Source organism: Escherichia sp. MOD1-EC6475, from assembly GCF_003046645.1.
Classification (GTDB): Bacteria; Pseudomonadota; Gammaproteobacteria; order Enterobacterales; family Enterobacteriaceae; genus Escherichia; species Escherichia ruysiae.
This window is the reverse complement of record NZ_PZKQ01000030.1, coordinates 17,953-43,291: the sequence shown is the minus strand read 5'-3', so window position 1 is coordinate 43,291 and position 25,339 is coordinate 17,953. Positions and strand designations below refer to the sequence as shown.

The 25,339-nt window shown below is 51.9% G+C and carries 26 protein-coding genes; 16 read left to right on the top strand and 10 right to left on the bottom strand.

All coding sequences use genetic code 11. The features are described from left to right. Window positions 1–10: 10 nt before the first annotated feature. Entirely contained in the window at window positions 11–331 is a 321-nt protein-coding gene (gene cyaY, locus A7589_RS10780) for an iron donor protein CyaY (RefSeq protein WP_000999947.1), read from the bottom strand. 47 nt (window positions 332–378) lie between these two features. Continuing rightward, entirely contained in the window at window positions 379–2,406 is a 2,028-nt protein-coding gene (locus tag A7589_RS10770; RefSeq protein WP_105282518.1) for a hypothetical protein, read from the bottom strand. A gap of 188 nt (window positions 2,407–2,594) precedes the next feature. Between A7589_RS10770 and lptM the strand changes: the two genes are divergently transcribed. The 6 genes from lptM (at window position 2,595) to uvrD (ending at window position 8,218) form a co-directional block, all read left to right on the top strand. Further along, a complete protein-coding gene (lptM, locus tag A7589_RS10765; RefSeq protein WP_000799886.1) occupies window positions 2,595–2,798 on the top strand; it encodes an LPS translocon maturation chaperone LptM in 204 nt (67 codons plus the stop codon). 36 nt (window positions 2,799–2,834) lie between these two features. Further along, window positions 2,835–3,659 (top strand): diaminopimelate epimerase, encoded by an 825-nt coding sequence (gene dapF / locus A7589_RS10760; RefSeq protein ID WP_001160645.1) that lies wholly within the window; start codon window positions 2,835–2,837, stop codon window positions 3,657–3,659. Continuing rightward, window positions 3,656–4,363 carry a DUF484 domain-containing protein gene (locus tag A7589_RS10755; protein ID WP_000812780.1) on the top strand — a complete coding sequence of 236 codons (708 nt, stop codon included), beginning with the start codon at window positions 3,656–3,658 and terminating at the stop codon, window positions 4,361–4,363. Before dapF ends, A7589_RS10755 begins: the two co-directional genes overlap by 4 nt. Then, the gene (xerC, locus tag A7589_RS10750; protein WP_000130704.1) at window positions 4,360–5,256 is read left to right on the top strand and encodes a tyrosine recombinase XerC; all 897 of its coding nucleotides are present in this window, start codon (window positions 4,360–4,362) and stop codon (window positions 5,254–5,256) included. Before A7589_RS10755 ends, xerC begins: the two co-directional genes overlap by 4 nt. Beyond that, window positions 5,256–5,972, top strand: a complete 717-nt coding sequence (gene yigB / locus A7589_RS10745) for a 5-amino-6-(5-phospho-D-ribitylamino)uracil phosphatase YigB (protein ID WP_001213592.1) — start codon at window positions 5,256–5,258, stop codon at window positions 5,970–5,972. The genes xerC and yigB overlap by 1 nt, the downstream gene beginning before the upstream one ends. An 83-nt stretch (window positions 5,973–6,055) precedes the next feature. Then, window positions 6,056–8,218, top strand: a complete 2,163-nt coding sequence (gene uvrD, locus A7589_RS10740; RefSeq protein ID WP_000383407.1) for a DNA helicase II — start codon at window positions 6,056–6,058, stop codon at window positions 8,216–8,218. Window positions 8,219–8,353: 135 nt separating this feature from the next. Here the strand turns inward: uvrD and A7589_RS10735 are convergent, their stop codons facing one another. Beyond that, a complete protein-coding gene (locus tag A7589_RS10735) occupies window positions 8,354–9,118 on the bottom strand; it encodes a phosphodiester glycosidase family protein (RefSeq protein WP_000951168.1) in 765 nt (254 codons plus the stop codon). A gap of 161 nt (window positions 9,119–9,279) precedes the next feature. Here A7589_RS10735 and ysgD point away from each other — a divergent pair, with 161 nt between their 5' ends. Further along, window positions 9,280–9,336, top strand: a complete 57-nt coding sequence (ysgD, locus tag A7589_RS23245) for a YsgD/CorL family protein (RefSeq protein WP_212723238.1) — start codon at window positions 9,280–9,282, stop codon at window positions 9,334–9,336. Window positions 9,337–9,487: 151 nt separating this feature from the next. Beyond that, window positions 9,488–10,438: a magnesium/cobalt transporter CorA gene (gene corA / locus A7589_RS10730; protein WP_000947145.1), complete on the top strand. Its 951-nt coding sequence runs from the start codon at window positions 9,488–9,490 to the stop codon at window positions 10,436–10,438. Between the two features lie 42 nt (window positions 10,439–10,480). Here the strand turns inward: corA and A7589_RS10725 are convergent, their stop codons facing one another. From A7589_RS10725 to yigI, 4 genes are all read right to left on the bottom strand, one after another. Further along, window positions 10,481–10,861 carry a DUF2628 domain-containing protein gene (locus A7589_RS10725; RefSeq protein WP_000033709.1) on the bottom strand — a complete coding sequence of 127 codons (381 nt, stop codon included), beginning with the start codon at window positions 10,859–10,861 and terminating at the stop codon, window positions 10,481–10,483. 16 nt (window positions 10,862–10,877) lie between these two features. Further along, the gene (locus A7589_RS10720) at window positions 10,878–11,255 is read right to left on the bottom strand and encodes a hypothetical protein (RefSeq protein WP_032147809.1); all 378 of its coding nucleotides are present in this window, start codon (window positions 11,253–11,255) and stop codon (window positions 10,878–10,880) included. Between the two features lie 93 nt (window positions 11,256–11,348). Then, window positions 11,349–12,239: an EamA family transporter RarD gene (gene rarD / locus A7589_RS10715; protein WP_000380000.1), complete on the bottom strand. Its 891-nt coding sequence runs from the start codon at window positions 12,237–12,239 to the stop codon at window positions 11,349–11,351. A 198-nt stretch (window positions 12,240–12,437) separates the two neighbouring features. After that, a complete protein-coding gene (yigI, locus tag A7589_RS10710) occupies window positions 12,438–12,905 on the bottom strand; it encodes an acyl-CoA thioesterase YigI (RefSeq protein WP_001277144.1) in 468 nt (155 codons plus the stop codon). Between the two features lie 165 nt (window positions 12,906–13,070). On the opposite strand from yigI, the gene pldA reads away from it, so the two are divergent. The 3 genes from pldA (at window position 13,071) to rhtC (ending at window position 16,585) form a co-directional block, all read left to right on the top strand. Continuing rightward, complete coding sequence (pldA, locus tag A7589_RS10705) at window positions 13,071–13,940, top strand: phospholipase A (RefSeq protein ID WP_001259596.1); 870 nt, start codon at window positions 13,071–13,073, stop codon at window positions 13,938–13,940. A gap of 131 nt (window positions 13,941–14,071) precedes the next feature. Beyond that, complete coding sequence (recQ, locus tag A7589_RS10700; protein ID WP_024191047.1) at window positions 14,072–15,901, top strand: ATP-dependent DNA helicase RecQ; 1,830 nt, start codon at window positions 14,072–14,074, stop codon at window positions 15,899–15,901. Between the two features lie 63 nt (window positions 15,902–15,964). Next, complete coding sequence (gene rhtC, locus A7589_RS10695) at window positions 15,965–16,585, top strand: threonine export protein RhtC (RefSeq protein ID WP_000928822.1); 621 nt, start codon at window positions 15,965–15,967, stop codon at window positions 16,583–16,585. Window positions 16,586–16,646: 61 nt separating this feature from the next. Here rhtC and rhtB read toward each other — a convergent pair whose 3' ends face one another. Then, window positions 16,647–17,267 (bottom strand): homoserine/homoserine lactone efflux protein, encoded by a 621-nt coding sequence (gene rhtB, locus A7589_RS10690; protein ID WP_000142513.1) that lies wholly within the window; start codon window positions 17,265–17,267, stop codon window positions 16,647–16,649. Between the two features lie 110 nt (window positions 17,268–17,377). Between rhtB and pldB the strand changes: the two genes are divergently transcribed. The 3 genes from pldB to bioP all read left to right on the top strand — a co-directional run bounded on the left by pldB (window position 17,378) and on the right by bioP (window position 20,183). Next, window positions 17,378–18,400, top strand: coding sequence for a lysophospholipase L2 (gene pldB / locus A7589_RS10685; protein WP_000487637.1), 1,023 nt, complete (start codon window positions 17,378–17,380; stop codon window positions 18,398–18,400). A gap of 7 nt (window positions 18,401–18,407) precedes the next feature. Continuing rightward, window positions 18,408–19,208, top strand: coding sequence for a sugar/pyridoxal phosphate phosphatase YigL (gene yigL, locus A7589_RS10680; RefSeq protein ID WP_000285356.1), 801 nt, complete (start codon window positions 18,408–18,410; stop codon window positions 19,206–19,208). Between the two features lie 75 nt (window positions 19,209–19,283). After that, the gene (gene bioP, locus A7589_RS10675) at window positions 19,284–20,183 is read left to right on the top strand and encodes a biotin transporter (RefSeq protein ID WP_001196249.1); all 900 of its coding nucleotides are present in this window, start codon (window positions 19,284–19,286) and stop codon (window positions 20,181–20,183) included. Here bioP and metR read toward each other — a convergent pair. Beyond that, window positions 20,071–21,024, bottom strand: coding sequence for an HTH-type transcriptional regulator MetR (metR, locus tag A7589_RS10670; protein WP_000573620.1), 954 nt, complete (start codon window positions 21,022–21,024; stop codon window positions 20,071–20,073). The genes bioP and metR overlap by 113 nt on opposite strands. Before the next feature lie 117 nt (window positions 21,025–21,141). Here metR and metE point away from each other — a divergent pair, with 117 nt between their 5' ends. Then, window positions 21,142–23,403, top strand: coding sequence for a 5-methyltetrahydropteroyltriglutamate--homocysteine S-methyltransferase (metE, locus tag A7589_RS10665; protein WP_000153912.1), 2,262 nt, complete (start codon window positions 21,142–21,144; stop codon window positions 23,401–23,403). 38 nt (window positions 23,404–23,441) lie between these two features. Here the strand turns inward: metE and A7589_RS10660 are convergent, their stop codons facing one another. Then, complete coding sequence (locus tag A7589_RS10660) at window positions 23,442–24,257, bottom strand: dienelactone hydrolase family protein (RefSeq protein ID WP_010353608.1); 816 nt, start codon at window positions 24,255–24,257, stop codon at window positions 23,442–23,444. Between the two features lie 261 nt (window positions 24,258–24,518). Here A7589_RS10660 and udp point away from each other — a divergent pair, with 261 nt between their 5' ends. Next, window positions 24,519–25,280: a uridine phosphorylase gene (udp, locus tag A7589_RS10655; protein WP_000045177.1), complete on the top strand. Its 762-nt coding sequence runs from the start codon at window positions 24,519–24,521 to the stop codon at window positions 25,278–25,280. Window positions 25,281–25,339 lie beyond the last annotated feature (59 nt).

Genomic DNA, 25,339 nt, shown 5'->3' with positions numbered 1-25,339 from the left:
GCATGAAATCTTAACGGAAGCTCACCGTCTCTCCCGCCTGCTGCGTCGCCGCCTGCTCCAGCAAATCCCAGAAGGTTTCGCCGCTGCGATCGCAAATCCATTCGTCGCCTTTCAGATCAAAGTGGTAGCCGCCCTGTTTGGTTGCCAACCACACCTGGTGCAGTGGTTCCTGGCGGTTGATAATGATTTTGCTGCCGTTTTCAAAGGTAATGGTCAGTACGCCGCCGTTGATTTCGCAGTCGATATCGCTGTCACCATCCCAGTCGTCCAGGCGTTCTTCAATGGTTAGCCACAGTTGGTCAGCCAGGCGATGAAATTCACTGTCGTTCATTGTTGTATCCTGTTTTTAGGTGATGGCGGCAGTATAGCGGCATGGGGTCAGGGCTTCAAAGTTTGCCCAATACCTGGTGTCTTGCGGCACTCTTCCTCCGTCTTAAAGATGATGATGTCATCATTGGATGAAAACATGTTCTGATCCAAATTACGTGTTTTTGCCGGACAGGGCGATGCGGTTCGATAAAGTTGGCTGCCGATCCAGGTATAAACATAGCGATTGTCATAAGCGAAGCGTTCGGTAGTCTTCAATGGCCCATCAATGGCAAAAACTTGAATATCGTCGCGTAACCGGGAAGAGCGCATAAAGTAGCCATGGTCTTTCCCGGCGTTAATTCGTTGGTTCAGGAAAGGTGCAGAAGAGTCAAGAGTTAGGGTTTCCAGGGTGTCTTCACCAAAAGGAGACAATTTCGCAATGTACAGATGATTTTTGTACTGCGCGACACGATCGGTGATGGGATGAAATGCTTTCGGGTCAATATCGGGGAGTTTCTCCCATTGACTCCATTGCTGGTCTGTAGAGCGAAGCTTACGCCAGCTAACATCGGTTTCACCGACGAGAAAAGAGCTTTCGCCATCAGAATATTGAGCAATGTTAACGGATGAGTTATAGGGGATTCCCGTTGGAATAAACGCACCATCCGCAAGAAGTCTGCCGTCCAACTCTCCACTACGGTAGTCTGCCCAGTAGCCATAACCTGAATGTTTGGTTTTCCATGTCACCCGCACGGCTTTGGTGTTGGGGGTTGGGTAGCGCCACAGCTGCGAGCCATCGAATGCGTAAACATAACGATCGTCGTGCGCATACCATTTCTTATAATGCGGGCTATCGCCAAGGTGAGCCTCATGCTCATCGGGAACACGATAATCCATCAGGATAAGCGGCCCGGAAGACTCGAATACCTGGAGGCCATCTTCTTCTTCGCCATCAGCTGGTAATTTGGTCAATAAATAGCCGTGAGTTCTTCCCGCGTTAAAGCGTTTATCTATCACCAAACCAGGATTATCCAGCGTGACGATATCCAGCCTATTTTCGCCAAATTCCTTTTTTTTGATGGTGTACAGCTTGTCCTGATATTGCGCGACGGTATTACTAAGAGGGTGAAATTGTTCTGGATCGAGGCCGGCCAGGACTTCTTGCTGGCATTCTGGCCCTTTGCGCCATGACACAAAGTGTTCCTGTAAATTGAACGCTGCGCAGCTATTTGCTCTATCTTTGTCCAGATTTCCCTGATTCAGCACTTTACGCTGCAGCCCGTTTTTATCACGCCAGGTTAATAACGAACCGGGCATCCAGCGCACGACAGTAAATGTCTCTGGGTCGGCATCAAGCTGCTCGCCGTTGATCATAATTTTTTTGTGTGTACGGGCCAGCGTATCCCAGGGGCCAAACGGCACAGCAACGCAGGGGTTAAACGCGGTGGAGAACTTTCCTCGCTGATCCCAGGGCTTTTGCGCCAGCACATGGAAACTATCGGGATCTACGAGGCGATGCCCATCGACATATAAGAAATTAGCGTCACGTAATATCAGCCCCAGAAAGTCAGGTTTCCAGGGGGAACGGAATTTCACCTGATGCAGCGTTTTAATATCTAAACTATTTTCTTCACCATTGTCATCGGTGCGCTTGCCTTCGAAATAGAGACTATTTTTATCTGCTGCAAAATCTCCCCATGCCTTGAATGAGGCGACATCGACGGGAGGTGTGCCGGGAGGGTTTTTCACAACTTCACCCGCATAGAGGATATAGCGACCATCGCTATGCCAGGAGTAATGAGGATACCAGGCCTGTGCGCCTTCATAGAGGTAGTCGGTTGTCAGATCGGTCAGAGGCGGTTCTTTATCCCATTCGTCCAGTGTTGTCGGGTCTATTAATAAATTGGGTAACCGACGCAACCTTTTGTAATTTACGCCAGGAAGAGAAAAATTTGTTTCTTCATAAGGGCGCAGGTACACCACGCCTTTTCCCTGTTGCTGGTAAATATTATGTTCAGGCTCATCAAGCCGACATCCCCATGCCGACGATAAAAACAACGAACAAGACAACAAACAAACCACATTGCGATAGTGCATAAAGCCATCCTGGCGCGAGGTGCCGATCACGAAACTACCAGCAAAACATAAATCCTCTCTTGTAAGCGTTATACTCGCAGCAATTCCTCACTTTTCAGACTTCATAAAGAGTCGCTAAACGCTTGCTTTTACGTCTTCTCCTGCGATGATAGAAAGCAGAAAGCGATGAACTTTACAGGCAATCCATAATGAAAAACGTGTTTAAGGCACTCACTGTATTACTTACTCTTTTCAGCCTGACGGGCTGCGGTCTGAAAGGTCCGCTCTATTTCCCGCCCGCAGATAAAAACGCGCCACCGCCGACCAAACCGGTAGATACGCAAACACAATCCACGTTGCCGGATAAAAACGACCGCGCCACTGGCGATGGCCCATCTCAGGTGAATTACTAAAAGTCAGTTTCTGTACCCGCGTGAATGGAGTAGATAATGCAGTTCTCGAAAATGCATGGCCTTGGCAACGATTTTATGGTCGTCGACGCGGTAACGCAGAATGTCTTTTTTTCACCGGATCTGATTCGTCGCCTGGCGGATCGGCACCTGGGTGTGGGTTTTGATCAGCTACTGGTGGTTGAGCCGCCGTACGATCCAGAACTGGATTTCCACTATCGCATTTTCAATGCTGACGGTAGTGAAGTGGCGCAGTGCGGCAACGGCGCACGCTGCTTTGCCCGTTTTGTACGCCTGAAAGGGCTGACCAATAAGCGCGATATTCGCGTCAGCACTGCCAATGGTCGGATGGTACTGACCGTCACCGATGACGATCTGGTACGGGTAAATATGGGCGAACCAAATTTCGAACCTTCCGCCGTGCCGTTTCGCGCCAACAAAGCGGAAAAGACCTATATCATGCGCGCCGCCGAGCAGACAATCTTATGCGGCGTGGTGTCGATGGGAAATCCGCACTGCGTGATTCAGGTCGATGATGTCGATACTGCGGCGGTAGAAACACTGGGGCCAGTTCTGGAAAGCCACGAACGTTTCCCGGAGCGCGCCAACATCGGTTTCATGCAAGTGGTTAAGCGCGAGCATATTCGTTTACGCGTTTATGAGCGTGGGGCAGGTGAAACCCAGGCCTGCGGCAGCGGCGCGTGTGCGGCGGTAGCGGTAGGGATTCAGCAAGGTTTGCTGGCCGAAGAAGTTCGTGTGGAACTCCCTGGCGGTCGCCTTGATATTGCCTGGAAAGGTCCGGGTCATCCGTTATATATGACGGGTCCGGCAGTACATGTTTACGACGGATTTATTCATCTATGAAGCAACCAGGGGAAGAACTACAGGAAACACTCACGGAGCTTGATGACCGGGCGGTTGTCGATTACCTGATTAAAAATCCTGAGTTTTTTATCCGCAATGCGCACGCAGTAGAGGCAATTCGAGTGCCGCATCCGGTACGTGGCACCGTTTCGCTCGTCGAATGGCATATGGCTCGCGCGCGTAACCATATTCATGTTCTGGAAGAGAACATGGCGCTGTTGATGGAACAGGCTATCGCCAACGAAGGCCTGTTTTATCGCTTGCTCTATTTGCAGCGCATTCTTACTGCCGCCAGCAGTCTCGACGATATGCTAATGCGCTTTCACCGCTGGGCACGCGATCTTGGTCTGGCGGGTGCGAGTCTGCGCCTGTTCCCGGATCGTTGGCGTTTAGGCGCGCCGTCGAACCATACCCATCTGGCATTAAGCCGTCAGGCTTTCGAACCTCTGCGTATTCAGCGTCTGGGGCAGGAACCGCATTATCTGGGGCCGCTTAACGGGCCTGAATTGCTGGTGGTGCTGCCGGAAGCGAAAGCGGTGGGATCGGTGGCGATGTCGATGCTGGGAAGTGATGCTGATCTTGGTGTGGTGCTGTTCACCAGCCGTGATGCCAGTCACTATCAACAAGGGCAGGGAACGCAGTTACTCCATGAAATTGCGCTGATGATGCCGGAGCTTCTGGAGCGTTGGATTGAACGCGTATGACCGATTTACATACCGATGTGGAACGCTACCTACGTTATTTGAGCGTGGAGCGTCAACTTAGCCCGATTACCCTGGTTAACTACCAGCGGCAGCTTGAGGCGATCATCAATTTTGCCAGCGAAAACGGCCTGCAAAGCTGGCAACAATGTGATGTGGCGATGGTGCGTAATTTTGCTGTACGCAGTCGCCGTAAAGGGCTGGGAGCGGCAAGCCTCGCGTTACGGCTTTCTGCGCTACGTAGCTTTTTTGACTGGCTGGTTAGCCAGAACGAACTCAAAGCTAACCCGGCAAAAGGTGTTTCGGCACCGAAAGCGCCGCGTCATCTGCCGAAAAATATCGACGTCGATGATATGAATCGGCTGCTGGATATCGATATCAACGATCCCCTCGCTGTACGTGACCGGGCAATGCTGGAAGTGATGTACGGCGCGGGGCTGCGTCTTTCCGAACTGGTGGGGCTGGATATCAAACACCTCGACCTGGAGTCCGGCGAAGTGTGGGTGATAGGAAAAGGTAGCAAAGAGCGCCGCCTGCCGATTGGTCGTAACGCCGTGGCGTGGATTGAGCACTGGCTTGATTTACGCGACCTGTTTGGCAGTGAAGACGACGCACTTTTCCTGTCGAAACTGGGCAAACGCATCTCTGCGCGTAACGTACAAAAACGCTTTGCCGAATGGGGCATCAAACAGGGGCTGAATAATCACGTTCACCCGCATAAATTACGTCACTCATTCGCCACGCATATGCTGGAGTCGAGCGGCGATCTGCGTGGTGTGCAAGAGCTGTTGGGTCATGCCAATCTCTCTACCACGCAAATCTATACTCATCTTGATTTTCAACACCTTGCCTCGGTGTATGATGCGGCGCATCCACGCGCCAAACGGGGGAAATAATGCGTTTTTACCGGCCTTTGGGGCGCATCTCGGCGCTCACCTTTGACCTGGATGATACCCTTTACGACAACCGTCCGGTGATTTTGCGCACCGAGCGGGAGGCGCTGACTTTTGTGCAAAATTATCATCCGGCGCTGCGCAGCTTCCGGAATGAAGATCTGCAACGCCTGCGTCAGGCGGTACGGGAAGCGGAACCCGAGATTTATCACGATGTGACGCGCTGGCGTTTTCGATCGATTGAACAAGCGATGCTCGACGCCGGGCTGAGTGCTGAAGAAGCCAGTGCCGGCGCACACGCGGCAATGATCAACTTTGCCAAATGGCGCAGCCGGATCGATGTTCCGCAGCAAACCCACGACACCTTAAAACAGCTGGCGAAGAAATGGCCGCTGGTGGCGATCACCAATGGTAACGCCCAGCCGGAACTGTTTGGTTTGGGCGACTACTTTGAGTTTGTGCTGCGCGCTGGCCCGCACGGGCGCTCGAAACCGTTCAGCGATATGTACTTTCTGGCGGCGGAAAAACTCAACGTGCCGATCGGCGAGATCTTACATGTTGGGGACGATCTCACCACTGACGTGGGTGGGGCGATCCGCAGCGGAATGCAGGCCTGTTGGATCAGACCGGAAAATGGCGATCTGATGCAAACCTGGGACAGCCGTTTACTGCCGCATCTGGAAATTTCCCGGTTGGCATCTCTGACCTCGCTGATATAATCAGCAAATCTGTATATATACCCAGCTTTTTGGCGGAGGGCGTTGCGCTTCTCCGCCCAACCTATTTTTACGCGGCGGTGCCAATGGACGTTTCTTACCTGCTCGACAGCCTTAATGACAAACAGCGCGAAGCGGTGGCCGCGCCACGCAGCAATCTTCTGGTGCTGGCGGGCGCGGGCAGTGGTAAGACGCGTGTACTGGTGCATCGTATCGCCTGGCTGATGAGCGTGGAAAACTGCTCGCCGTACTCGATTATGGCGGTGACCTTTACCAACAAAGCGGCGGCGGAGATGCGCCATCGTATCGGGCAACTGATGGGCACCAGTCAGGGCGGCATGTGGGTCGGCACCTTCCACGGGCTGGCGCACCGCCTGCTGCGTGCGCACCATATGGACGCCAACCTGCCGCAGGATTTCCAGATCCTCGATAGCGAAGACCAACTGCGTCTGCTTAAGCGTCTGATCAAGGCGATGAATCTCGACGAGAAGCAGTGGCCGCCACGTCAGGCAATGTGGTACATCAACAGCCAGAAAGATGAAGGCCTGCGTCCGCATCATATTCAAAGCTACGGTAACCCGGTGGAGCAGACCTGGCAGAAGGTGTATCAGGCGTATCAGGAAGCGTGTGACCGCGCAGGCCTGGTGGACTTCGCCGAACTGCTGCTACGCGCGCACGAGCTTTGGCTTAACAAGCCACATATCCTTCAGCACTATCGCGAACGTTTCACCAACATTCTGGTGGACGAATTCCAGGATACCAACAACATTCAGTATGCGTGGATCCGTTTGCTGGCGGGCGATACCGGCAAAGTAATGATTGTTGGCGATGACGACCAGTCAATCTATGGCTGGCGTGGGGCGCAGGTCGAGAATATTCAGCGTTTCCTCAATGATTTCCCCGGTGCCGAAACTATTCGTCTGGAGCAAAACTACCGCTCTACCAGCAATATTCTGAGCGCCGCTAACGCCCTGATTGAAAACAATAACGGGCGTCTGGGTAAAAAACTGTGGACCGATGGCGCGGACGGTGAGCCTATTTCCCTCTATTGCGCTTTTAACGAACTCGATGAAGCGCGTTTTGTGGTTAATCGCATCAAAACCTGGCAGGACAACGGCGGGGCGCTTGCCGAGTGCGCCATTCTCTACCGCAGCAACGCCCAGTCGCGTGTACTGGAAGAGGCCTTATTACAGGCGAGTATGCCGTACCGTATTTACGGCGGGATGCGCTTCTTCGAACGCCAGGAAATCAAAGATGCGCTCTCGTATCTGCGCCTGATTGCCAACCGCAACGATGACGCGGCCTTTGAGCGTGTGGTGAATACGCCAACGAGGGGTATTGGTGACCGGACGCTGGACGTCGTGCGTCAGACATCGCGCGATCGCCAGTTAACTCTCTGGCAGGCATGTCGTGAACTGTTGCAGGAAAAAGCCCTCGCCGGACGTGCTGCCAGCGCCTTACAGCGGTTTATGGAACTGATCGACGCCTTAGCGCAGGAAACTGCCGATATGCCGCTGCATGTACAGACTGACCGGGTAATTAAAGACTCCGGCCTGCGCACCATGTACGAGCAGGAGAAAGGCGAAAAAGGCCAGACGCGTATCGAAAACTTAGAGGAACTGGTGACGGCAACGCGCCAGTTCAGCTACAACGAAGAAGACGAAGATTTAATGCCGCTACAGGCGTTCCTCTCTCACGCGGCGCTCGAAGCAGGTGAAGGGCAGGCGGATACCTGGCAGGATGCGGTACAGCTGATGACGCTGCACTCGGCGAAAGGTCTGGAGTTTCCGCAGGTGTTTATTGTCGGTATGGAAGAGGGCATGTTCCCAAGTCAGATGTCGCTGGATGAAGGCGGGCGTCTGGAAGAAGAACGCCGTCTGGCCTACGTTGGTGTAACCCGCGCGATGCAGAAACTGACGCTGACTTACGCGGAAACCCGCCGCCTGTACGGCAAAGAAGTTTACCATCGCCCATCGCGCTTTATTGGTGAGCTGCCGGAAGAGTGCGTGGAAGAGGTGCGCTTGCGCGCCACGGTAAGTCGTCCGGTCAGCCATCAGCGTATGGGTACGCCGATGGTCGAGAACGACAGCGGTTACAAGCTCGGCCAGCGCGTGCGCCACGCCAAATTTGGTGAAGGCACTATCGTCAATATGGAAGGCAGCGGCGAACATAGCCGTTTGCAGGTGGCGTTCCAGGGCCAGGGAATCAAATGGCTGGTGGCGGCTTACGCCCGGCTGGAGACGGTATAACGTTGCCGGATGCGGTGCTGCGCACCTTATCCGGCCTACAAAATCATGCAGATTCAATAAATTGCGGCCGGATAAGGCGTTTACGCCGCATCCGGCATCAGCACCATATTCAGTATCTGACACAAAACTATCATTCTAACTTTTCCGCTCGACGGAAATCATGGTAACAAAAGGATAGCGTTGCCACGGGATTGCTCCGCCTTTCATATACATATGCGAGATCGTGCCATCAAGATAAAGCAGCTGCTCTACGTCCAGTTTCGCTTTGGCATAGCAGGCAAAATCATAAAAATTTGTCGCCTGCTGGCTCAACAAAAACACGGCGTTCCCTTGTTTATTTATCCCTACACCGTTACGAATTTTACGCGAGGCAACATTCGGGTGAATGCGCGGATTAATTACGCCGTTTTCTAACAACATTGGCCCTGACTGCACTGCGAACTGAATCTCTTTACTGGCTTTAAATGCCTGCAGCGGAACGATAGCGGCTTTATCTCCCGCGACATAAAACACGCCGCCAGGACGGATAAAGAAGTTCCCTTCCCCTGAGGCGAGATTTAGCGCCACCTTCTGCTGACCGTTTTCGATGTACAAACCGAGCGGCGCATAGCTTTCATCATAGATGCCGCCGTTCATCACCATCTGAATTTGCCCCTGGCTATTAATATCCGCCAGCAGCGCATGTAACGTTCCCCACGCTTCGCCATTGGCTTTTTGCCAGTACATTTTCACCCGCTCTGTCTGAGGGTTAACGGTATACGCCTGTACTGTCAGCGACGGATCTGAGAGCGCGCAGTCATCAGCAGCAACAGCAAACAAGGGGAGTAAGACGAGGGCGAGAAAAATCCGTTTGAGATTCAAGGTGATCATTCCTTTACCAATGAGTAGCCGATGCGCCATTATAGGTCCTGGCTGTGTGATTTTTTTATCCTGTTAACGACCTTGACGAGTACCAAAAAGCGCGAAGTTCAACTATTGTTCTGTGGTGTTCCGTTGCGTGTTGACGGCAAAATTTTGCTGGCGTAACATGCGCGCACGATCACTCTAAGAGGACATTCGCCTTGGACACACCCAGTAGATACTGGCTCATTATCCTGTCATCCAGGATCAACTCCTAAGGCTATCCCCTTTTGCTGATAGCCTTAGCGGTTGTCAGCGACCTCAATTTTTCCCGTCGCGCTGAGTCAGGCTGTTTAATGGTCTGAAACCCAATTTGTTTCTGTGTGCCCACCGAACTGTCCGATATTTTAAGCATTGGGAGTCCCGGTCATGCTGAGCGCATTTCAACTGGAAAATAACCGACTGACCCGGCTGGAAGTCGAAGAGTCACAACCCCTTGTAGATGCAGTATGGATTGATCTTGTCGAACCGGATGACGACGAGCGACTGCGCGTACAATCTGAACTTGGCCAGAGCCTGGCAACCCGCCCGGAACTGGAAGACATCGAAGCATCGGCGCGTTTCTTTGAAGACGATGACGGCCTGCATATTCACTCCTTCTTCTTCTTTGAAGATGCGGAAGATCACGCCGGTAACTCCACTGTGGCATTTACCATCCGTGATGGTCGCCTGTTTACCCTGCGTGAGCGCGAGCTGCCTGCATTCCGTCTGTATCGTATGCGCGCCCGTAGCCAGTCAATGGTTGACGGTAACGCCTACGAGCTGCTGCTGGATCTGTTCGAAACCAAAATCGAACAGTTGGCGGATGAAATTGAAAACATCTACAGCGATCTGGAGCAGTTGAGCCGGGTAATTATGGAAGGGCATCAGGGCGATGAGTACGACGAGGCGCTCTCCACACTGGCGGAACTGGAAGATATCGGCTGGAAAGTTCGTCTGTGTCTGATGGATACCCAGCGCGCGCTCAACTTCCTGGTACGCAAGGCGCGTTTACCTGGCGGGCAACTGGAGCAGGCGCGTGAAATCCTGCGAGATATCGAATCCCTGCTGCCGCATAACGAATCCCTGTTCCAGAAGGTAAACTTCCTGATGCAGGCGGCGATGGGCTTTATCAACATCGAGCAGAACCGCATCATCAAAATCTTCTCGGTGGTATCCGTGGTGTTCCTACCGCCAACACTGGTCGCTTCCAGCTACGGGATGAACTTTGAGTTTATGCCAGAACTGAAGTGGAGTTTCGGCTACCCAGGCGCGATTATCTTTATGATTCTCGCGGGTCTGGCACCGTATCTGTACTTTAAGCGGAAGAACTGGTTGTAAAAAACGAGAGCGGTGGCTTAGCCTGGCTAAGCCACCTGTTATTCAGAGGCTCCAGGTATCAATACCCTTTACTTCTTTTTCATAGAACCATTTATTCGTGCTAACAGCAACATAGCCTGCTACAGCGAATCCCAGTACATTAACGCCAATTAATGCACCAACCAATAGTGAGAGAATGCCAAGTAATAGAACTATAATTGCTTTTTTCCATAATCCCAGGACAAATAAATATATCCAGGAGAAGAAAAAAGCAATGAAATTCATTTGAACAGTTAATCGTTGCCTTATTTTTAATGCTTTAAATGCTTTTTTATACTCTGGTGTTGCCCCCCAGAATCCAGGAAAACCATATTGGTCATAAAAATTAAATCGGTATTTCCATTTTTCACTTAATGAACCATCGTTCATATATCCCTTACTCATAAATACTCCGTAACTATTATTTTGATGAATCAGTAGGTGCAAGTATTAGCATACTGAAAGTGGTAAAATAGCAAATTAAGAAAATCATCGAACCATTGCCTGAACAATCAAAATGTTCGGCAATCATGATGATGATAGAGATGGTATAGACAGCTAATGTGCAAAAAATATACGTTTTTATATACGTGAAACCACTATCACGGAGTCGTTGGCAATTCATATTGATGACGAGATAATGGAGAAGAATGGTAGATATTATAACAAAAAATCCTGATCCGGCCTCGCCAGAAAAAGCAATAAGTAAGACACAAACTAAATTTGTTAAAATAAATGAAAACAAATAACGGCGTCTGGAAATCTTGCCTTTAGATGTTGGCATAAATATACGTAACATTGATTTTACATCCTTGTGTGATTCTCCCGCCAGCATGGCAATATGCCCACCCTCATGCAAGAGCAGGCACATTTTTTCAGAATATATTTATTTTTATTTGGACGTTCGACGCTGCGTATAAATTGCATCCATCACAAAAATTGCCAGCGCCAGCCAGATAAAGGCGAAGGTCACCATTTTATCCGCCCCCGGTGTTTCACCATAAAACGTCACTGCCAGCAGGAACATCAGCGTCGGGCCAATATACTGGAAAAAGCCTAACGTTGAGAGACGCAAGCGCGTGGCAGCGGCGGTGAAACACAACAGCGGTACAGTGGTGACAACACCAGCGGCGATCAGCAGTAAATTCAGCGACATTGGGTTTTGCCCCATATGGCTGGTAGAACTATCAGCAATAGCAAACAGGTAAATCGCCGCCACGGGTAGCAGCCACATGGTTTCGATTAACATGCCTGTTTGAGCTTCAACCGCAATCTTCTTGCGTACCAGGCCGTAGAAGGCAAAACTAAATGCCAGTCCCAGCGCGATGATTGGCAGCGAACCAAAGGTCCAGAGCTGGACCAGCACACCACAAATCGCCAGAATCACTGCCAGCCATTGCATCCGGCGGAATCGCTCGCCGAGGAAAATCATCCCCAGCAATATATTCACCAGTGGATTAATAAAATATCCAAGACTGGCCTCCAGCATATGGTGATTGTTCACTGCCCAGATAAACAGTAACCAATTGCCACCAATTAGCACAGCAGAGACTGCCAGCATAAATATTTTCTTCGGCGTCTGAATCAGGGTTTTTAAATAGGACCACTGGCGGCTGATGCTCATCAACACCACCATAAAGAAAAACGACCAGATTACACGATGCGTCAGGATTTCATCAGCAGGTACGTAATAAATCAGTTTGAAGTACGCAGGTGCAATACCCCAAATAAAATAAGCGGCAAGAGCGAGTAATACGCCCTGCCGCGTTTGTTTTGTATCCATTGGAAAACTCATTTTTTGTTGTTAATTGCAGTTTACCTGCTCAGATGGCTGACAAAGTGCGCTTTGTTCATGCCTTACCCAACCTACAAAAGGATGCAAATTCAATACATTGCATTTCTCTGGTAGACCAGATAAGCGCAGCGCATCAGGCAATTTGCGTTTGTCATCAGTTTCAGCAGTTTACCTGCTTTTAGATTTTCAACCTACCATATAGGTGGCGGTAGCACTGGCAATATAAAGCTGTTCTTCATTGTGCAGTTCGACACGGGCGACGGCGACTTTATTACCCGCACGTAACAGGCTACTGGTGGCTGTAAAACGCTCACCCCTGCCTGGACGCAGATAATCGACGCGAAGATCTATGGTTCCCATCCGCGATAGCCGCTGGCGCAGTTCATCTTCATTAATGGTTTCGTGACGCGTTAAAGTGCTGCCTACACATACCAGGCCAGCGGCGACATCCAGCGCCGACGCAATCACCCCGCCGTGCAAAATACTTTGCGCCCAGTTACCGACCATCATTGGCTGATTATTAAAGGCCAGCTGCGCAAATTCTTTTTCGTAACGCTCCAGTTCCATCCCCAATGCCCGGTTAAACGGCATGTGATAGACAAACATTTCACCCACTAATTTCAGGGCTTGTTCAGCGGTCAGTACAGCAGACATATCATCCTTACACTTCGTTGGTTAACGAAATGTTGATTTTATGCTTCTTTGTTGTTGGTTTCTACTTTAGGAAGGGATAACTAACGGCAATTGAGTTAAGTATGTAAAATAGCCCGCAGAAAAAATATTCATCTAATCAATAATTCGTTACGGAGAACACGATCGATGCGGACTCTACTGGGCTGCTTGTTGCCAGTGTGTATGCTGCCGATAGTGGCAAATGCACAAGAAGCAACGGTGAAAGATGTGCATGATGCGCCTGCAGTACGTGGTAGCATCATCGCCAATATGTTGCAGGAACATGATAATCCTTTCACCCTTTATCCTTATGACACCAACTACATCATCTATACCCAGACCAGCGATCTGAATAAAGAAGCGATTGCGAGTTACGATTGGGCAGAAAACGCGCGTAAGGATGAAGTGAAGTTCCAGTTAAGTCTGGCGTTTCCGCTTTGGCGTGGGATTTTGGGGGCAAACTCTGTTCTGGGCGCGTCTTACACGCAGAAATCCTGGTGGCAGCTTTCTAATAGCGAAGAGTCATCGCCGTTTCGTGAAACTAACTATGAACCGCAACTGTTCCTCGGTTTTGCTACCGATTACCGCTTTGCTGGCTGGACACTGCGCGATGTGGAGCTGGGGTACAATCATGACTCTAACGGGCGTTCCGACCCGACGTCCCGTAGCTGGAACCGTATCTATACTCGCCTGATGGCGGAAAATGGTAACTGGCTGGTGGAAGTTAAACCGTGGTATGTGGTGGGTAATACTGACGATAACCCGGATATCACCAAATATATGGGGTACTACCAGCTTAAAATCGGCTATCACTTGGGTGATGCCGTATTGAGCGCGAAAGGGCAGTACAACTGGAACACCGGTTACGGCGGCGCGGAGTTAGGCTTAAGTTACCCGATCACCAAACATGTGCGTCTTTATACTCAGGTTTACAGCGGTTACGGCGAATCGCTCATCGACTATAACTTTAACCAGACCCGCGTCGGTGTGGGGGTTATGCTAAACGACCTGTTCTAATGCGAGTTGATTGAAAGGCAAATCTGGAATCCAGCATCCAGGATTACCCTGCCAGAGACTAAAAGCATTGCAGTTTCTCGCGCAGGCGCTGAAAATAGCGCCTGTTTTTATTTCAGGCAATCGGGGTGAATGTGGCGCAGGCGGAAGTGTTGAATCTGGAGTCCGGAGCTAAACAGGTTTTACAAGAAACCTTTGGCTACCAACAGTTTCGCCCCGGCCAGGAAGAAATTATCGACACCGTACTTTCCGGTCGCGATTGCCTCGTCGTCATGCCAACTGGCGGCGGAAAATCCCTGTGCTATCAAATCCCTGCGTTGTTATTGAACGGTCTTACTGTCGTTGTTTCACCACTGATTTCCTTGATGAAAGACCAGGTGGATCAACTGCAAGCCAACGGTGTAGCGGCGGCGTGCCTTAACTCGACGCAAAACCGAGAGCAGCAGCTTGAAGTGATGACAGGCTGTCGCACCGGGCAAATTCGCCTGCTGTATATCGCGCCGGAACGCCTGATGCTGGATAACTTCCTTGAGCATCTGGGGCACTGGAATCCTGTCTTATTAGCCGTTGATGAAGCGCATTGTATTTCCCAATGGGGCCACGATTTCCGCCCGGAATATGCTGCGCTCGGTCAGTTACGCCAGCGTTTCCCGACGCTGCCGTTTATGGCGCTAACTGCTACAGCCGATGACACCACGCGACAAGATATCGTGCGCCTGCTGGGGCTTAACGATCCGCTGATTCAAATCAGTAGTTTTGACCGCCCGAATATTCGCTATATGTTGATGGAGAAGTTCAAACCGCTCGATCAACTGATGCGTTACGTGCAGGAACAACGCGGTAAGTCGGGGATTATTTACTGTAATAGTCGTGCGAAGGTAGAAGATACCGCTGCGCGCCTGCAAAGCAAGGGTATTAGCGCAGCTGCGTATCACGCAGGGCTGGAAAACGATGTCCGCGCCGACGTGCAGGAAAAATTCCAGCGCGATGACCTGCAAATTGTGGTGGCGACCGTGGCGTTCGGTATGGGCATCAACAAACCTAACGTCCGCTTCGTGGTGCATTTTGATATTCCGCGCAATATTGAATCCTATTATCAGGAAACCGGTCGCGCCGGGCGTGACGGCCTGCCAGCGGAAGCAATGCTGTTTTACGATCCGGCAGATATGGCGTGGTTGCGCCGCTGTCTGGAAGAAAAGCCGCAGGGGCAGCTACAGGATATCGAGCGCCATAAACTCAATGCGATGGGGGCGTTTGCCGAAGCGCAAACTTGCCGACGCCTGGTACTGCTGAATTATTTTGGCGAAGGGCGTCAGGAACCGTGTGGGAACTGCGATATCTGCCTCGATCCGCCGAAACAATACGATGGTTCAACCGATGCGCAGATTGCGCTTTCCACCATTGGTCGTGTGAATCAGCGGTTTGGTATGGGCTATGTGGTGGAAGTGATCCGTGGTGCTAATAATCAGCGTATCCGCGACTATGGTCATGACAAACTGAAAGTCTACGGCATGGGGCGTGATAAAAGTCATGAACACTGGGTGAGCGTGATCCGCCAACTGATTCACCTCGGTCTGGTGACGCAAAATATCGCCCAGCATTCTGCGCTACAACTGACAGAGGCCGCGCGTCCGGTGCTGCGTGGCGAATCCTCTTTGCAACTTGCGGTGCCGCGTATTGTGGCACTCAAACCGAAAGCGATGCAGAAATCCTTCGGCGGCAATTATGACCGCAAACTGTTCGCCAAATTACGCAAACTGCGTAAATCTATTGCCGATGAAAGCAATGTCCCGCCGTATGTGGTGTTTAACGACGCTACCTTGATTGAGATGGCTGAACAGATGCCGATCACCGCCAGCGAAATGTTGAGTGTAAACGGTGTCGGGATGCGCAAGCTGGAACGCTTTGGTAAACCGTTTATGACGCTGATTCGCGCTCATGTCGACGGCGACGACGAAGAGTAGTCAGCGGCACAAAAAAGTGCCAGGATGAACATTCCGTAAACGTTTTCCCCGCGAGTCAAATGTATGTTGATGTTATTTCTCACCGTTGCCATGGTGCACATCGTGGCGCTTATGAGCCCCGGTCCCGATTTCTTTTTTGTTTCTCAAACTGCCGTTAGCCGTTCGCGTAAAGAAGCGATGATGGGCGTGCTGGGCATAACCTGCGGCGTCATGGTCTGGGCAGGGATCGCGCTGCTTGGCCTGCATTTGATTATCGAAAAAATGGCCTGGCTACATACGCTGATTATGGTTGGCGGTGGCCTGTATCTTTGCTGGATGGGTTACCAGATGCTGCGCGGTGCGCTGAAAAAAGAGGCTGTTTCTGCGCCTGCGCCACAGGTGGAACTGGCGAAAAGCGGGCACAGTTTCCTGAAAGGCTTGCTGACCAATCTCGCCAATCCGAAAGCGATTATCTACTTTGGCTCGGTGTTCTCGCTGTTTGTCGGCGATAACGTCGGCACCACCGAACGTTGGGGCATTTTCGCGCTGATTATTGTCGAAACGCTGGCGTGGTTTACCGTTGTTGCCAGCCTGTTTGCGCTACCGCAAATGCGCCGGGGTTATCAACGTCTGGCGAAGTGGATCGACGGTTTTGCCGGCGCGTTATTTGCCGGATTTGGCATTCATTTGATTATTTCGCGGTGATGCCAGACGCATCATCAGAGTAGGTCGGATAAGGCGTTTACGCCGCATCCGACATTATTTTTCACGCATGTCTTGCCGATGCCAACAGCGCCCCCACCAGCATAAACAACGAGCCGAAAATCTTATTCAGCGCCTTCATCTGCTTCGGCCCTTTAATCCAGAGTGCGATCCGTTGGGCGAGGGTGGCGTAACCGATCATCACAATAATATCGACCACAATAGTGGTGACGCCGAGCACGATATACTGCATCAGTTGCGGTTGCTGCGGCATGATAAATTGCGGAAATAGCGCAGCCAGAAACACAATACTTTTGGGATTAGTAAGGTTCACAAACACTGACCGCTGGAACAGGTGGCGGCGCGATTGGGTAGGAGCCAGCGATTTAAGATCAATTGCACCAGCGGCGCGCCACTGCTGGATTCCCAGCCAAATCAGGTAAGCCGCGCCTGCCCACTTCAACACTTCAAAAGCAATAACCGAGCGGGAAAATAGCGTTCCCAAACCCACGCCAACCAGCACAATATGAATCGCCAGTCCGGTCTGAAGCCCTGCAATAGACGCTACCGCGCCGCGATAACCGTGGTTGAGCGAAGTGGTCATGGTGTTGATTGCGCCAGAGCCTGGCGAGAGGCTTAAAATGATCGATGTCAGTAAGTAGGCGAACCACCATTCAAAGGTCATGGGAATCTCCCGGATAGTCTATTTTTGTGCCACAATACGCTACTGTCGCAGCGTTGTGTCAGGCACGCTTAAAAAAACGATTTTACGTGGTTTAAGAGGCAGATTACCCGATGTTTCAGCAGCAAAAAGACTGGGAAACAAGAGAAAAAGCGTTTGCTGCTTTTACGATGGGGCCACTGACCGACTTCTGGCGTCAGCGGGACGAAGCAGAGTTTATCGGCGTGGATGACATTCCGGTGCGTTTTGTCCGCTTTCGCGCTCAACAACATGATCGGGTGGTCGTCATTTGTCCGGGGCGTATTGAGAGCTATGTAAAGTATGCGGAGCTGGCCTACGACCTGTTCCATCTGGGGTTTGATGTGTTAATCATCGACCATCGCGGTCAGGGGCGTTCCGGTCGACTGTTAGCCGATCCGCATCTCGGGCATGTTAATCGCTTTAATGATTATGTTGATGATCTGGCGGCGTTCTGGCAACAGGAGGTTCAGCCAGGTCCGTGGCGTAAACGCTATATACTGGCGCACTCGATGGGCGGTGCAATCTCCACGCTGTTTCTGCAACGTCACCCCGGCGTATGCGATGCTATTGCGCTAACTGCGCCAATGTTTGGGATTGTGATTCGTATGCCATCATTTATGGCGCGGCAGATCCTTAACTGGGCAGAAGCGCATCCACGTTTTCGTGATGGCTATGCGATTGGCACCGGGCGCTGGCGCGCGCTGCCGTTTACCATCAATGTACTGACCCACAGCAGGCAGCGATATCGACGTAATTTACGTTTCTATGCTGATGACCCAACGATTCGCGTCGGTGGGCCGACCTACCATTGGGTACGCGAAAGTATTCTGGCTGGCGAACAGGTGTTAGCCGGTGCGGGTGATGACGCCACGCCAACGCTTCTCTTGCAGGCTGAAGAGGAACGCGTGGTAGATAACCGTATGCACGACCGTTTTTGTGAACTCCGCGCCGCAGCGGGCCATCCTGTAGAAGGGGGGCAGCCGCTGGTAATTAAAGGTGCGTACCATGAGATCCTTTTTGAAAAGGACGCAATGCGCTCAGTCGCGCTCCACGCCATCGTTGAATTTTTCAACCGGCATAACTCACCCAGCGGAAATCGCTCTATAGAGGTTTAAATTTCTTATGTATCAGGTTGTTGCGTCTGATTTAGATGGTACGTTACTTTCTCCCGACCATACATTATCCCCTTACGCCAAAGAAACCCTAAAACTGCTCACCGCGCGTGGCATCAACTTTGTGTTTGCGACGGGTCGCCACCACGTCGACGTGGGGCAAATTCGCGATAATCTGGAGATTAAGTCTTACATGATTACCTCCAATGGCGCGCGCGTTCACGATCTGGATGGCAATCTGATTTTTGCTCATAACCTGGATCGCGACATTGCCAGCGATCTATTTGGCGTAGTCAACGACAATCCGGACATCATTACTAACGTTTATCGCGACGACGAATGGTTTATGAATCGCCACCGTCCGGAAGAGATGCGCTTTTTTAAAGAAGCGGTGTTCAAATATGCGCTGTATGAGCCAGGATTGCTGGAGCCGGAAGGCGTCAGCAAAGTGTTCTTCACCAGTGAGTCTCATGAAACACTGTTGCCGCTGGAGCAGGCTATCAACGCTCGCTGGGGCGATCGCGTCAACGTCAGTTTCTCTACCTTAACTTGTCTTGAAGTGATGGCGGGTGGCGTGTCGAAAGGCCATGCGCTGGAAGCGGTAGCGAAGAAGCTGGGCTACAGCCTGAAGGATTGCATTGCGTTTGGTGATGGGATGAACGACGCCGAAATGCTGTCGATGGCGGGGAAAGGCTGCATTATGGGCAGCGCGCACCAGCGCCTGAAAGATCTGCATCCTGAGCTGGAAGTGATTGGTACTAATGCCGACGACGCGGTGCCGCATTATCTGCGTAAGCTCTATTTATCGTAATCGTTCTTTATTTGGTCAGTTGTCAACCTGATACTTCGCTACAATGGATACTCGTTAATCAAAGAGTTTTCCATTGTGGCGCTACTTATCATCACCACGATTCTGTGGGCCTTCTCCTTTAGCTTTTATGGCGAGTACCTTGCGGGGCACGTCGACAGCTATTTTTCGGTGCTGGTACGCGTTGGGCTGGCGGCGCTCGTTTTCCTGCCGTTCTTGCGTACCCGTGGCAATAGCCTGAAAACCATTGGCCTGTATATGCTGGTGGGCGCGATGCAGCTTGGCATTATGTATATGCTGAGTTTCCGTGCCTATCTCTACCTGACAGTCTCTGAACTGCTGTTATTTACCGTCCTGACGCCGCTCTACATCACGCTGATTTATGACATTATGAGTAAGCGCCGTCTGCGCTGGGGCTACGCTTTTAGCGCGTTACTCGCGGTGATTGGTGCCGGGATTATTCGCTATGATCAGGTCACCGACCATTTCTGGACTGGCTTGTTGCTGGTGCAACTCTCCAATATCACTTTTGCCATCGGCATGGTGGGTTACAAACGCCTGATGGAAACTCGCCCGATGCCGCAGCATAACGCCTTTGCGTGGTTCTATCTTGGCGCGTTCCTGGTGGCGGCGATTGCATGGTTCTTGCTGGGTAATACGCAGAAAATGCCGCAAACCACGCTGCAATGGAGCATTCTGGTGTTTCTTGGCGTGGTGGCTTCCGGGATTGGTTATTTTATGTGGAACTACGGTGCGACTCAGGTGGACGCCGGAACGCTCGGCATTATGAATAATATGCACGTTCCGGCAGGATTACTGGTTAACCTGGCTATCTGGCATCAACAGCCGCACTGGCCAACATTTATTACAGGCGCGCTGGTGATCCTGGCCTCACTGTGGGTGCATCGGAAGTGGGTCGCTCCGCGCTCTTTACAAACGGCAGATGATCGCAGGCGTGATTGCGCGCCGAGCGAATAAACGCTTCTGTCACTGGCTGACGCTGCTCGCCGTCGCGCACGGCGGCGTACAGTCGGCTCCATAATCCCTCGCCCAGGGTTTTGGTCACAACCAGACCCTGGCGTTCAAAACTCTCCACGACCCAATGTGGTAGAGCGGCAATACCCATCCGCGCGGCAACCATCTGAATCAACAATAAGGTGTTATCGACGCTTTTCAGTGACGGGCTGACGCCTGCCGGCTGCAGAAAATGGCGCCAGACATCCAGTCGACTGCGCTGCACCGGATAAATCAACAGCGTCTCGCTGGCGAGATCTTCCGGCGTGATTCGTGTTTTCGCCGCCAGTGGATGGTCAGGTGCTAACACCAGGCGTACTTCATAATCGAACATCGGCGAATAATGCAGGCCACTGCGCGGCAGAATATCGGAGGTCATCACCAGATCCAGCTCGCCCTGCTGCAACGCGGGCTGCGGGTCAAACGTCACGCCCGATTTAAAGTCCATCTCGACCTGCGGCCAGTTCTTATGGAAATTTTCTAACGCAGGCGTCAGCCACTGAATACAGCTATGGCACTCAATGGCAATGCGCAGGCGCGTCTGCTGCGGTTCATTGCAGGCTTGCAGTGCCTGACTGATTTGCGGCAGTACCTGGTTTGCCAGTTGCAACAGGATTTCTCCCTGCGGCGTAAAACGTAGCGGCTGGCTTTTACGCACAAATAGCCGGAAGCCAAGGCGTTGTTCCAGATCGCTAAACTGGTGAGACAGGGCGGATTGCGTCTGATGCAACGTCGCCGCAGCGGCTGCGAGCGAGCCGCAATTCCGCAACGCTTGTAGCGTTTTCAGGTGTTTTACTTCGATCATGAAAGTCCTTCACTTCGGCATGAATAATTTGCGCTTGAGGAATATACAGTAACCGCCAATTATGGATGTGTAAACATCTGGACGGCTAAATACTAAAAATTCCATAAGGGGCATATAATGACAATTCTTAATCACACCCTCGGTTTCCCTCGCGTTGGCCTGCGTCGCGAGCTGAAAAAAGCGCAAGAAAGTTATTGGGCAGGGAATTCCACGCGTGAAGAATTACTGGCGGTTGGGCGTGAACTGCGTGCTCGTCACTGGGATCAGCAAAAGCAGGCGGGTATTGACCTGCTGCCGGTAGGTGACTTTGCCTGGTACGATCATGTTCTGACCACCAGCCTGCTGCTGGGTAACGTTCCAGCGCGTCATCAGAATAAAGACGGTTCAGTGGATATCGACACCCTGTTCCGTATTGGTCGCGGTCGTGCGCCAACAGGTGAACCTGCGGCGGCGGCAGAAATGACCAAATGGTTTAACACCAACTATCACTACATGGTGCCGGAATTCGTTAAAGGCCAACAGTTCAAACTGACCTGGACGCAGCTGCTGGATGAAGTGGACGAGGCGCTGGCGCTGGGTCACAAGGTAAAACCTGTGCTTCTGGGGCCGGTTACCTGGCTGTGGCTGGGTAAGGTGAAAGGTGAACAGTTTGACCGCCTGAGCCTGCTGAATGACATTCTGCCGGTTTATCAGCGGGTTCTGGCAGAACTGGCAAAACGCGGTATTGAGTGGGTACAGATCGACGAACCGGCGCTGGTGCTGGAACTGCCGCAGGCGTGGCTGGACGCGTATAAACCTGCTTACGATGCGCTCCAGGGCCAGGTGAAACTGCTGCTGACTACCTATTTTGAAGGCGTAACGCCAAATCTCGACACGATTACGGCGCTGCCTGTTCAGGGTCTGCATGTCGACTTCGTGCATGGTAAAGATGACGTAGCAGAACTGCACAAGCGTCTGCCTTCTGACTGGCTGCTGTCTGCGGGTCTTATCAATGGTCGTAACGTCTGGCGCGCCGATCTCACCGAGAAATATGCGCAAATTAAGGACATTGTCGGCAAACGTGATTTGTGGGTGGCATCTTCCTGCTCGTTGCTGCACAGCCCTATCGACCTGAGCGTGGAAACGCGTCTTGATGCAGAAGTGAAAAGCTGGTTTGCCTTCGCCCTGCAAAAATGCCATGAACTGGCGCTGCTGCGCGATGCGCTGAACAGTGGTGACACGGCAGCACTGGCAGAGTGGAGCGCCCCGATTCAGGCGCGTCGTCACTCAACTCGTGTACATAATCCGGCGGTAGAAAAGCGTCTGGCGGCGATCACCGCCCAGGACAGCCAGCGGGCGAATGTCTATGAAGTGCGTGCTGAAGCCCAGCGTGCGCGTTTTAAACTGCCAGCCTGGCCGACCACCACGATTGGTTCTTTCCCGCAAACCACGGAAATTCGTACCCTGCGTCTGGATTTCAAAAAGGGCAATCTCGACGCCAATAACTACCGCACGGGCATTGCGGAACACATCAAACAGGCCATTGTTGAGCAGGAACGTTTAGGTCTGGATGTGCTGGTGCACGGTGAAGCCGAGCGTAACGACATGGTGGAATACTTTGGCGAGCACCTCGACGGTTTTGTCTTTACGCAAAACGGTTGGGTACAGAGCTACGGTTCCCGCTGCGTGAAGCCGCCGATTGTTATTGGTGACGTTAGCCGCCCGGCACCGATTACCGTTGAGTGGGCATCGTTCGCACAATCGCTGACCGACAAACCGGTGAAAGGGATGCTGACTGGCCCGGTAACCATTCTCTGCTGGTCGTTCCCGCGCGAAGATGTCAGCCGTGAAACCATCGCCAAACAGATTGCGCTGGCGCTGCGTGATGAAGTAGCCGATCTGGAAGCCGCTGGAATTGGCATCATCCAGATTGACGAACCGGCACTGCGCGAAGGTTTACCGCTGCGTCGTAGTGACTGGGACGCCTATCTCCAGTGGGGCGTGGAGGCTTTCCGTATCAACGCCGCCGTGGCGAAGGATGAAACGCAGATCCACACTCACATGTGTTATTGCGAGTTCAACGACATCATGGATTCGATTGCGGCGCTGGATGCTGACGTCATCACTATCGAAACCTCGCGTTCCGACATGGAGTTGCTGGAGTCATTCGAAGAGTTTGATTATCCGAATGAAATCGGGCCAGGCGTCTATGACATTCACTCGCCAAACGTACCGAGCGTAGAATGGATTGAAGCCCTGCTGAAGAAAGCGGCAAAACGCATTCCGGCAGAGCGCCTGTGGGTCAACCCGGACTGCGGCCTGAAAACGCGCGGCTGGCCAGAAACCCGCGCGGCACTGGCGAACATGGTGCAGGCGGCGCAGAATTTGCGTCGGGGGTAAACATAAACCGGGTGGCAATGCCACCCGGTCTTTTCTCATTACAGCGACTTCTTCCCACCATACTGCTTAAACCATTCCAGCATACGCTGCCAACCGTCTTTTGCGGACTCAGCATGATAGCTCGGGCGATAATCGGCGTTAAACGCATGACCGGCATCCGGGTACACGATAATCTCTGCTTTCGCGTTCGCTGCTCGTAGCGCCTGACGCATGGTTTCGACGCTCTCCTGCGGAATGCTGTTATCCTGACCGCCATATAAGCCGAGAACCGGCGCGTTGAGATCGGTTGCGATATCAACAGGTTGTTTCGGTGAGTTCAGCGACTTATCGCCCGTCAGTTTGCCGTACCACGCCACTGCGGCTTTTAGCTGTGGATTATGCGCGGCATATAGCCAGGTGATACGTCCGCCCCAGCAAAATCCGGTAATCATTAAGCGATGGACGTCGCCGCCGTTGCGGGACGCCCAACTGGCGACATGATCGAGATCGGCCAGCACCTGCGAGTCAGGCACTTTTGCCACCAGACCGCTTAGCAACGTGGGAATATCGGCGAAATCATTAGGATCGCCTTCGCGGAAGTAGAGTTCTGGTGCGATAGCCAGATACCCCTCCAGCGCCAGACGGCGACAAATGTCACGGATATGTTCATGCACGCCAAAAATTTCCTGCACTACAATGACCACTGGTAGTGGACCATCGCTCTGCTTTGGACGGGCATGATAAGCAGGCATGTTATCCCCTTGTGAAGGGATAGAGGTGAACCCTGCTACAATCGCATCGTCCGGGGTCTGAACGATGGTCGAGGCGAGGGGGGATGCAGCAGGTGCAAATCCAGAGTGTTGTGTTGTTGTCATGGTATTCTCCGTACCCTTATAAAAATTTTGCGCAATGTTAACTATAGTCAGCGTGCAACAATTCACATTGCCTCAAATGGCTCATCTTTTAAGCAGCCTTACTGACTTAAGAGTAAATTATGTGATTTAAGTCACTTTTGATGAGTAAATGTATGCAACACATTTGCATCATAGTGATGATTATCACGAAAAAATCTTAATCCCTTCGGTAAAGTACCTTTTTGCTTCTTCTGACTAAACCGATTCACAGAGGAGTTGTACATGTCCAAGTCTGATGTTTTTCATCTCGGCCTCACTAAAAACGATTTACAAGGGGCTACGCTTGCCATCGTCCCAGGCGACCCGGATCGTGTGGAAAAGATCGCCGCGCTGATGGATAAGCCGGTTAAGCTGGCATCTCACCGCGAATTCACCACCTGGCGTGCAGAGCTGGATGGTAAACCTGTTATCGTCTGCTCTACCGGTATCGGCGGCCCGTCTACCTCTATTGCTGTTGAAGAGCTGGCACAGCTGGGCATTCGCACCTTCCTGCGTATCGGTACAACTGGCGCTATTCAGCCGCATATTAATGTTGGCGATGTACTGGTTACCACGGCGTCTGTTCGTCTGGATGGCGCGAGCCTGCACTTCGCACCGCTGGAGTTCCCGGCTGTCGCTGATTTCGAATGTACGACTGCGCTGGTTGAAGCAGCGAAGTCTATTGGCGCAACGACTCACGTTGGCGTGACTGCTTCTTCTGATACCTTCTACCCAGGTCAGGAACGTTACGATACTTACTCTGGTCGCGTAGTCCGTCACTTTAAAGGTTCTATGGAAGAGTGGCAGGCGATGGGCGTGATGAACTATGAAATGGAATCTGCGACTCTGCTGACCATGTGTGCAAGTCAGGGCCTGCGTGCTGGTATGGTGGCGGGCGTTATCGTTAACCGTACCCAGCAAGAGATCCCGAATGCTGAGACGATGAAACAAACTGAAAGCCATGCGGTGAAAATCGTGGTGGAAGCGGCGCGCCGTCTGTTGTAATTCTCTTCTCCTGTCTGAAGGCCGACGCGTTCGGCCTTTTGTATTTTTGCGTAGCGCCT

Bases quoted from the DNA above. Each gene is read 5' to 3' on its own strand.
- metE (WP_000153912.1), top strand. From the start codon at position 21,142: ATGACAATTCTTAATCACACCCTCGGTTTCCCTCGCGTTGGCCTGCGT.
- A7589_RS10735 (WP_000951168.1), bottom strand. From the start codon at position 9,118: ATGGCGCATCGGCTACTCATTGGTAAAGGAATGATCACCTTGAATCTC.
- pldB (WP_000487637.1), top strand. From the start codon at position 17,378: ATGTTTCAGCAGCAAAAAGACTGGGAAACAAGAGAAAAAGCGTTTGCT.
- uvrD (WP_000383407.1), top strand. From the start codon at position 6,056: ATGGACGTTTCTTACCTGCTCGACAGCCTTAATGACAAACAGCGCGAA.
- rhtB (WP_000142513.1), bottom strand. From the start codon at position 17,267: ATGACCTTTGAATGGTGGTTCGCCTACTTACTGACATCGATCATTTTA.
- metR (WP_000573620.1), bottom strand. From the start codon at position 21,024: ATGATCGAAGTAAAACACCTGAAAACGCTACAAGCGTTGCGGAATTGC.
- xerC (WP_000130704.1), top strand. From the start codon at position 4,360: ATGACCGATTTACATACCGATGTGGAACGCTACCTACGTTATTTGAGC.
- yigL (WP_000285356.1), top strand. From the start codon at position 18,408: ATGTATCAGGTTGTTGCGTCTGATTTAGATGGTACGTTACTTTCTCCC.
- lptM (WP_000799886.1), top strand. From the start codon at position 2,595: ATGAAAAACGTGTTTAAGGCACTCACTGTATTACTTACTCTTTTCAGC.
- rarD (WP_000380000.1), bottom strand. From the start codon at position 12,239: ATGGATACAAAACAAACGCGGCAGGGCGTATTACTCGCTCTTGCCGCT.
- A7589_RS10725 (WP_000033709.1), bottom strand. From the start codon at position 10,861: ATGAGTAAGGGATATATGAACGATGGTTCATTAAGTGAAAAATGGAAA.
- A7589_RS10660 (WP_010353608.1), bottom strand. From the start codon at position 24,257: ATGACAACAACACAACACTCTGGATTTGCACCTGCTGCATCCCCCCTC.
- rhtC (WP_000928822.1), top strand. From the start codon at position 15,965: ATGTTGATGTTATTTCTCACCGTTGCCATGGTGCACATCGTGGCGCTT.
- cyaY (WP_000999947.1), bottom strand. From the start codon at position 331: ATGAACGACAGTGAATTTCATCGCCTGGCTGACCAACTGTGGCTAACC.
- A7589_RS10720 (WP_032147809.1), bottom strand. From the start codon at position 11,255: ATGTTACGTATATTTATGCCAACATCTAAAGGCAAGATTTCCAGACGC.
- A7589_RS10770 (WP_105282518.1), bottom strand. From the start codon at position 2,406: ATGCACTATCGCAATGTGGTTTGTTTGTTGTCTTGTTCGTTGTTTTTA.
- yigI (WP_001277144.1), bottom strand. From the start codon at position 12,905: ATGTCTGCTGTACTGACCGCTGAACAAGCCCTGAAATTAGTGGGTGAA.
- A7589_RS10755 (WP_000812780.1), top strand. From the start codon at position 3,656: ATGAAGCAACCAGGGGAAGAACTACAGGAAACACTCACGGAGCTTGAT.
- pldA (WP_001259596.1), top strand. From the start codon at position 13,071: ATGCGGACTCTACTGGGCTGCTTGTTGCCAGTGTGTATGCTGCCGATA.
- udp (WP_000045177.1), top strand. From the start codon at position 24,519: ATGTCCAAGTCTGATGTTTTTCATCTCGGCCTCACTAAAAACGATTTA.
- yigB (WP_001213592.1), top strand. From the start codon at position 5,256: ATGCGTTTTTACCGGCCTTTGGGGCGCATCTCGGCGCTCACCTTTGAC.
- dapF (WP_001160645.1), top strand. From the start codon at position 2,835: ATGCAGTTCTCGAAAATGCATGGCCTTGGCAACGATTTTATGGTCGTC.
- corA (WP_000947145.1), top strand. From the start codon at position 9,488: ATGCTGAGCGCATTTCAACTGGAAAATAACCGACTGACCCGGCTGGAA.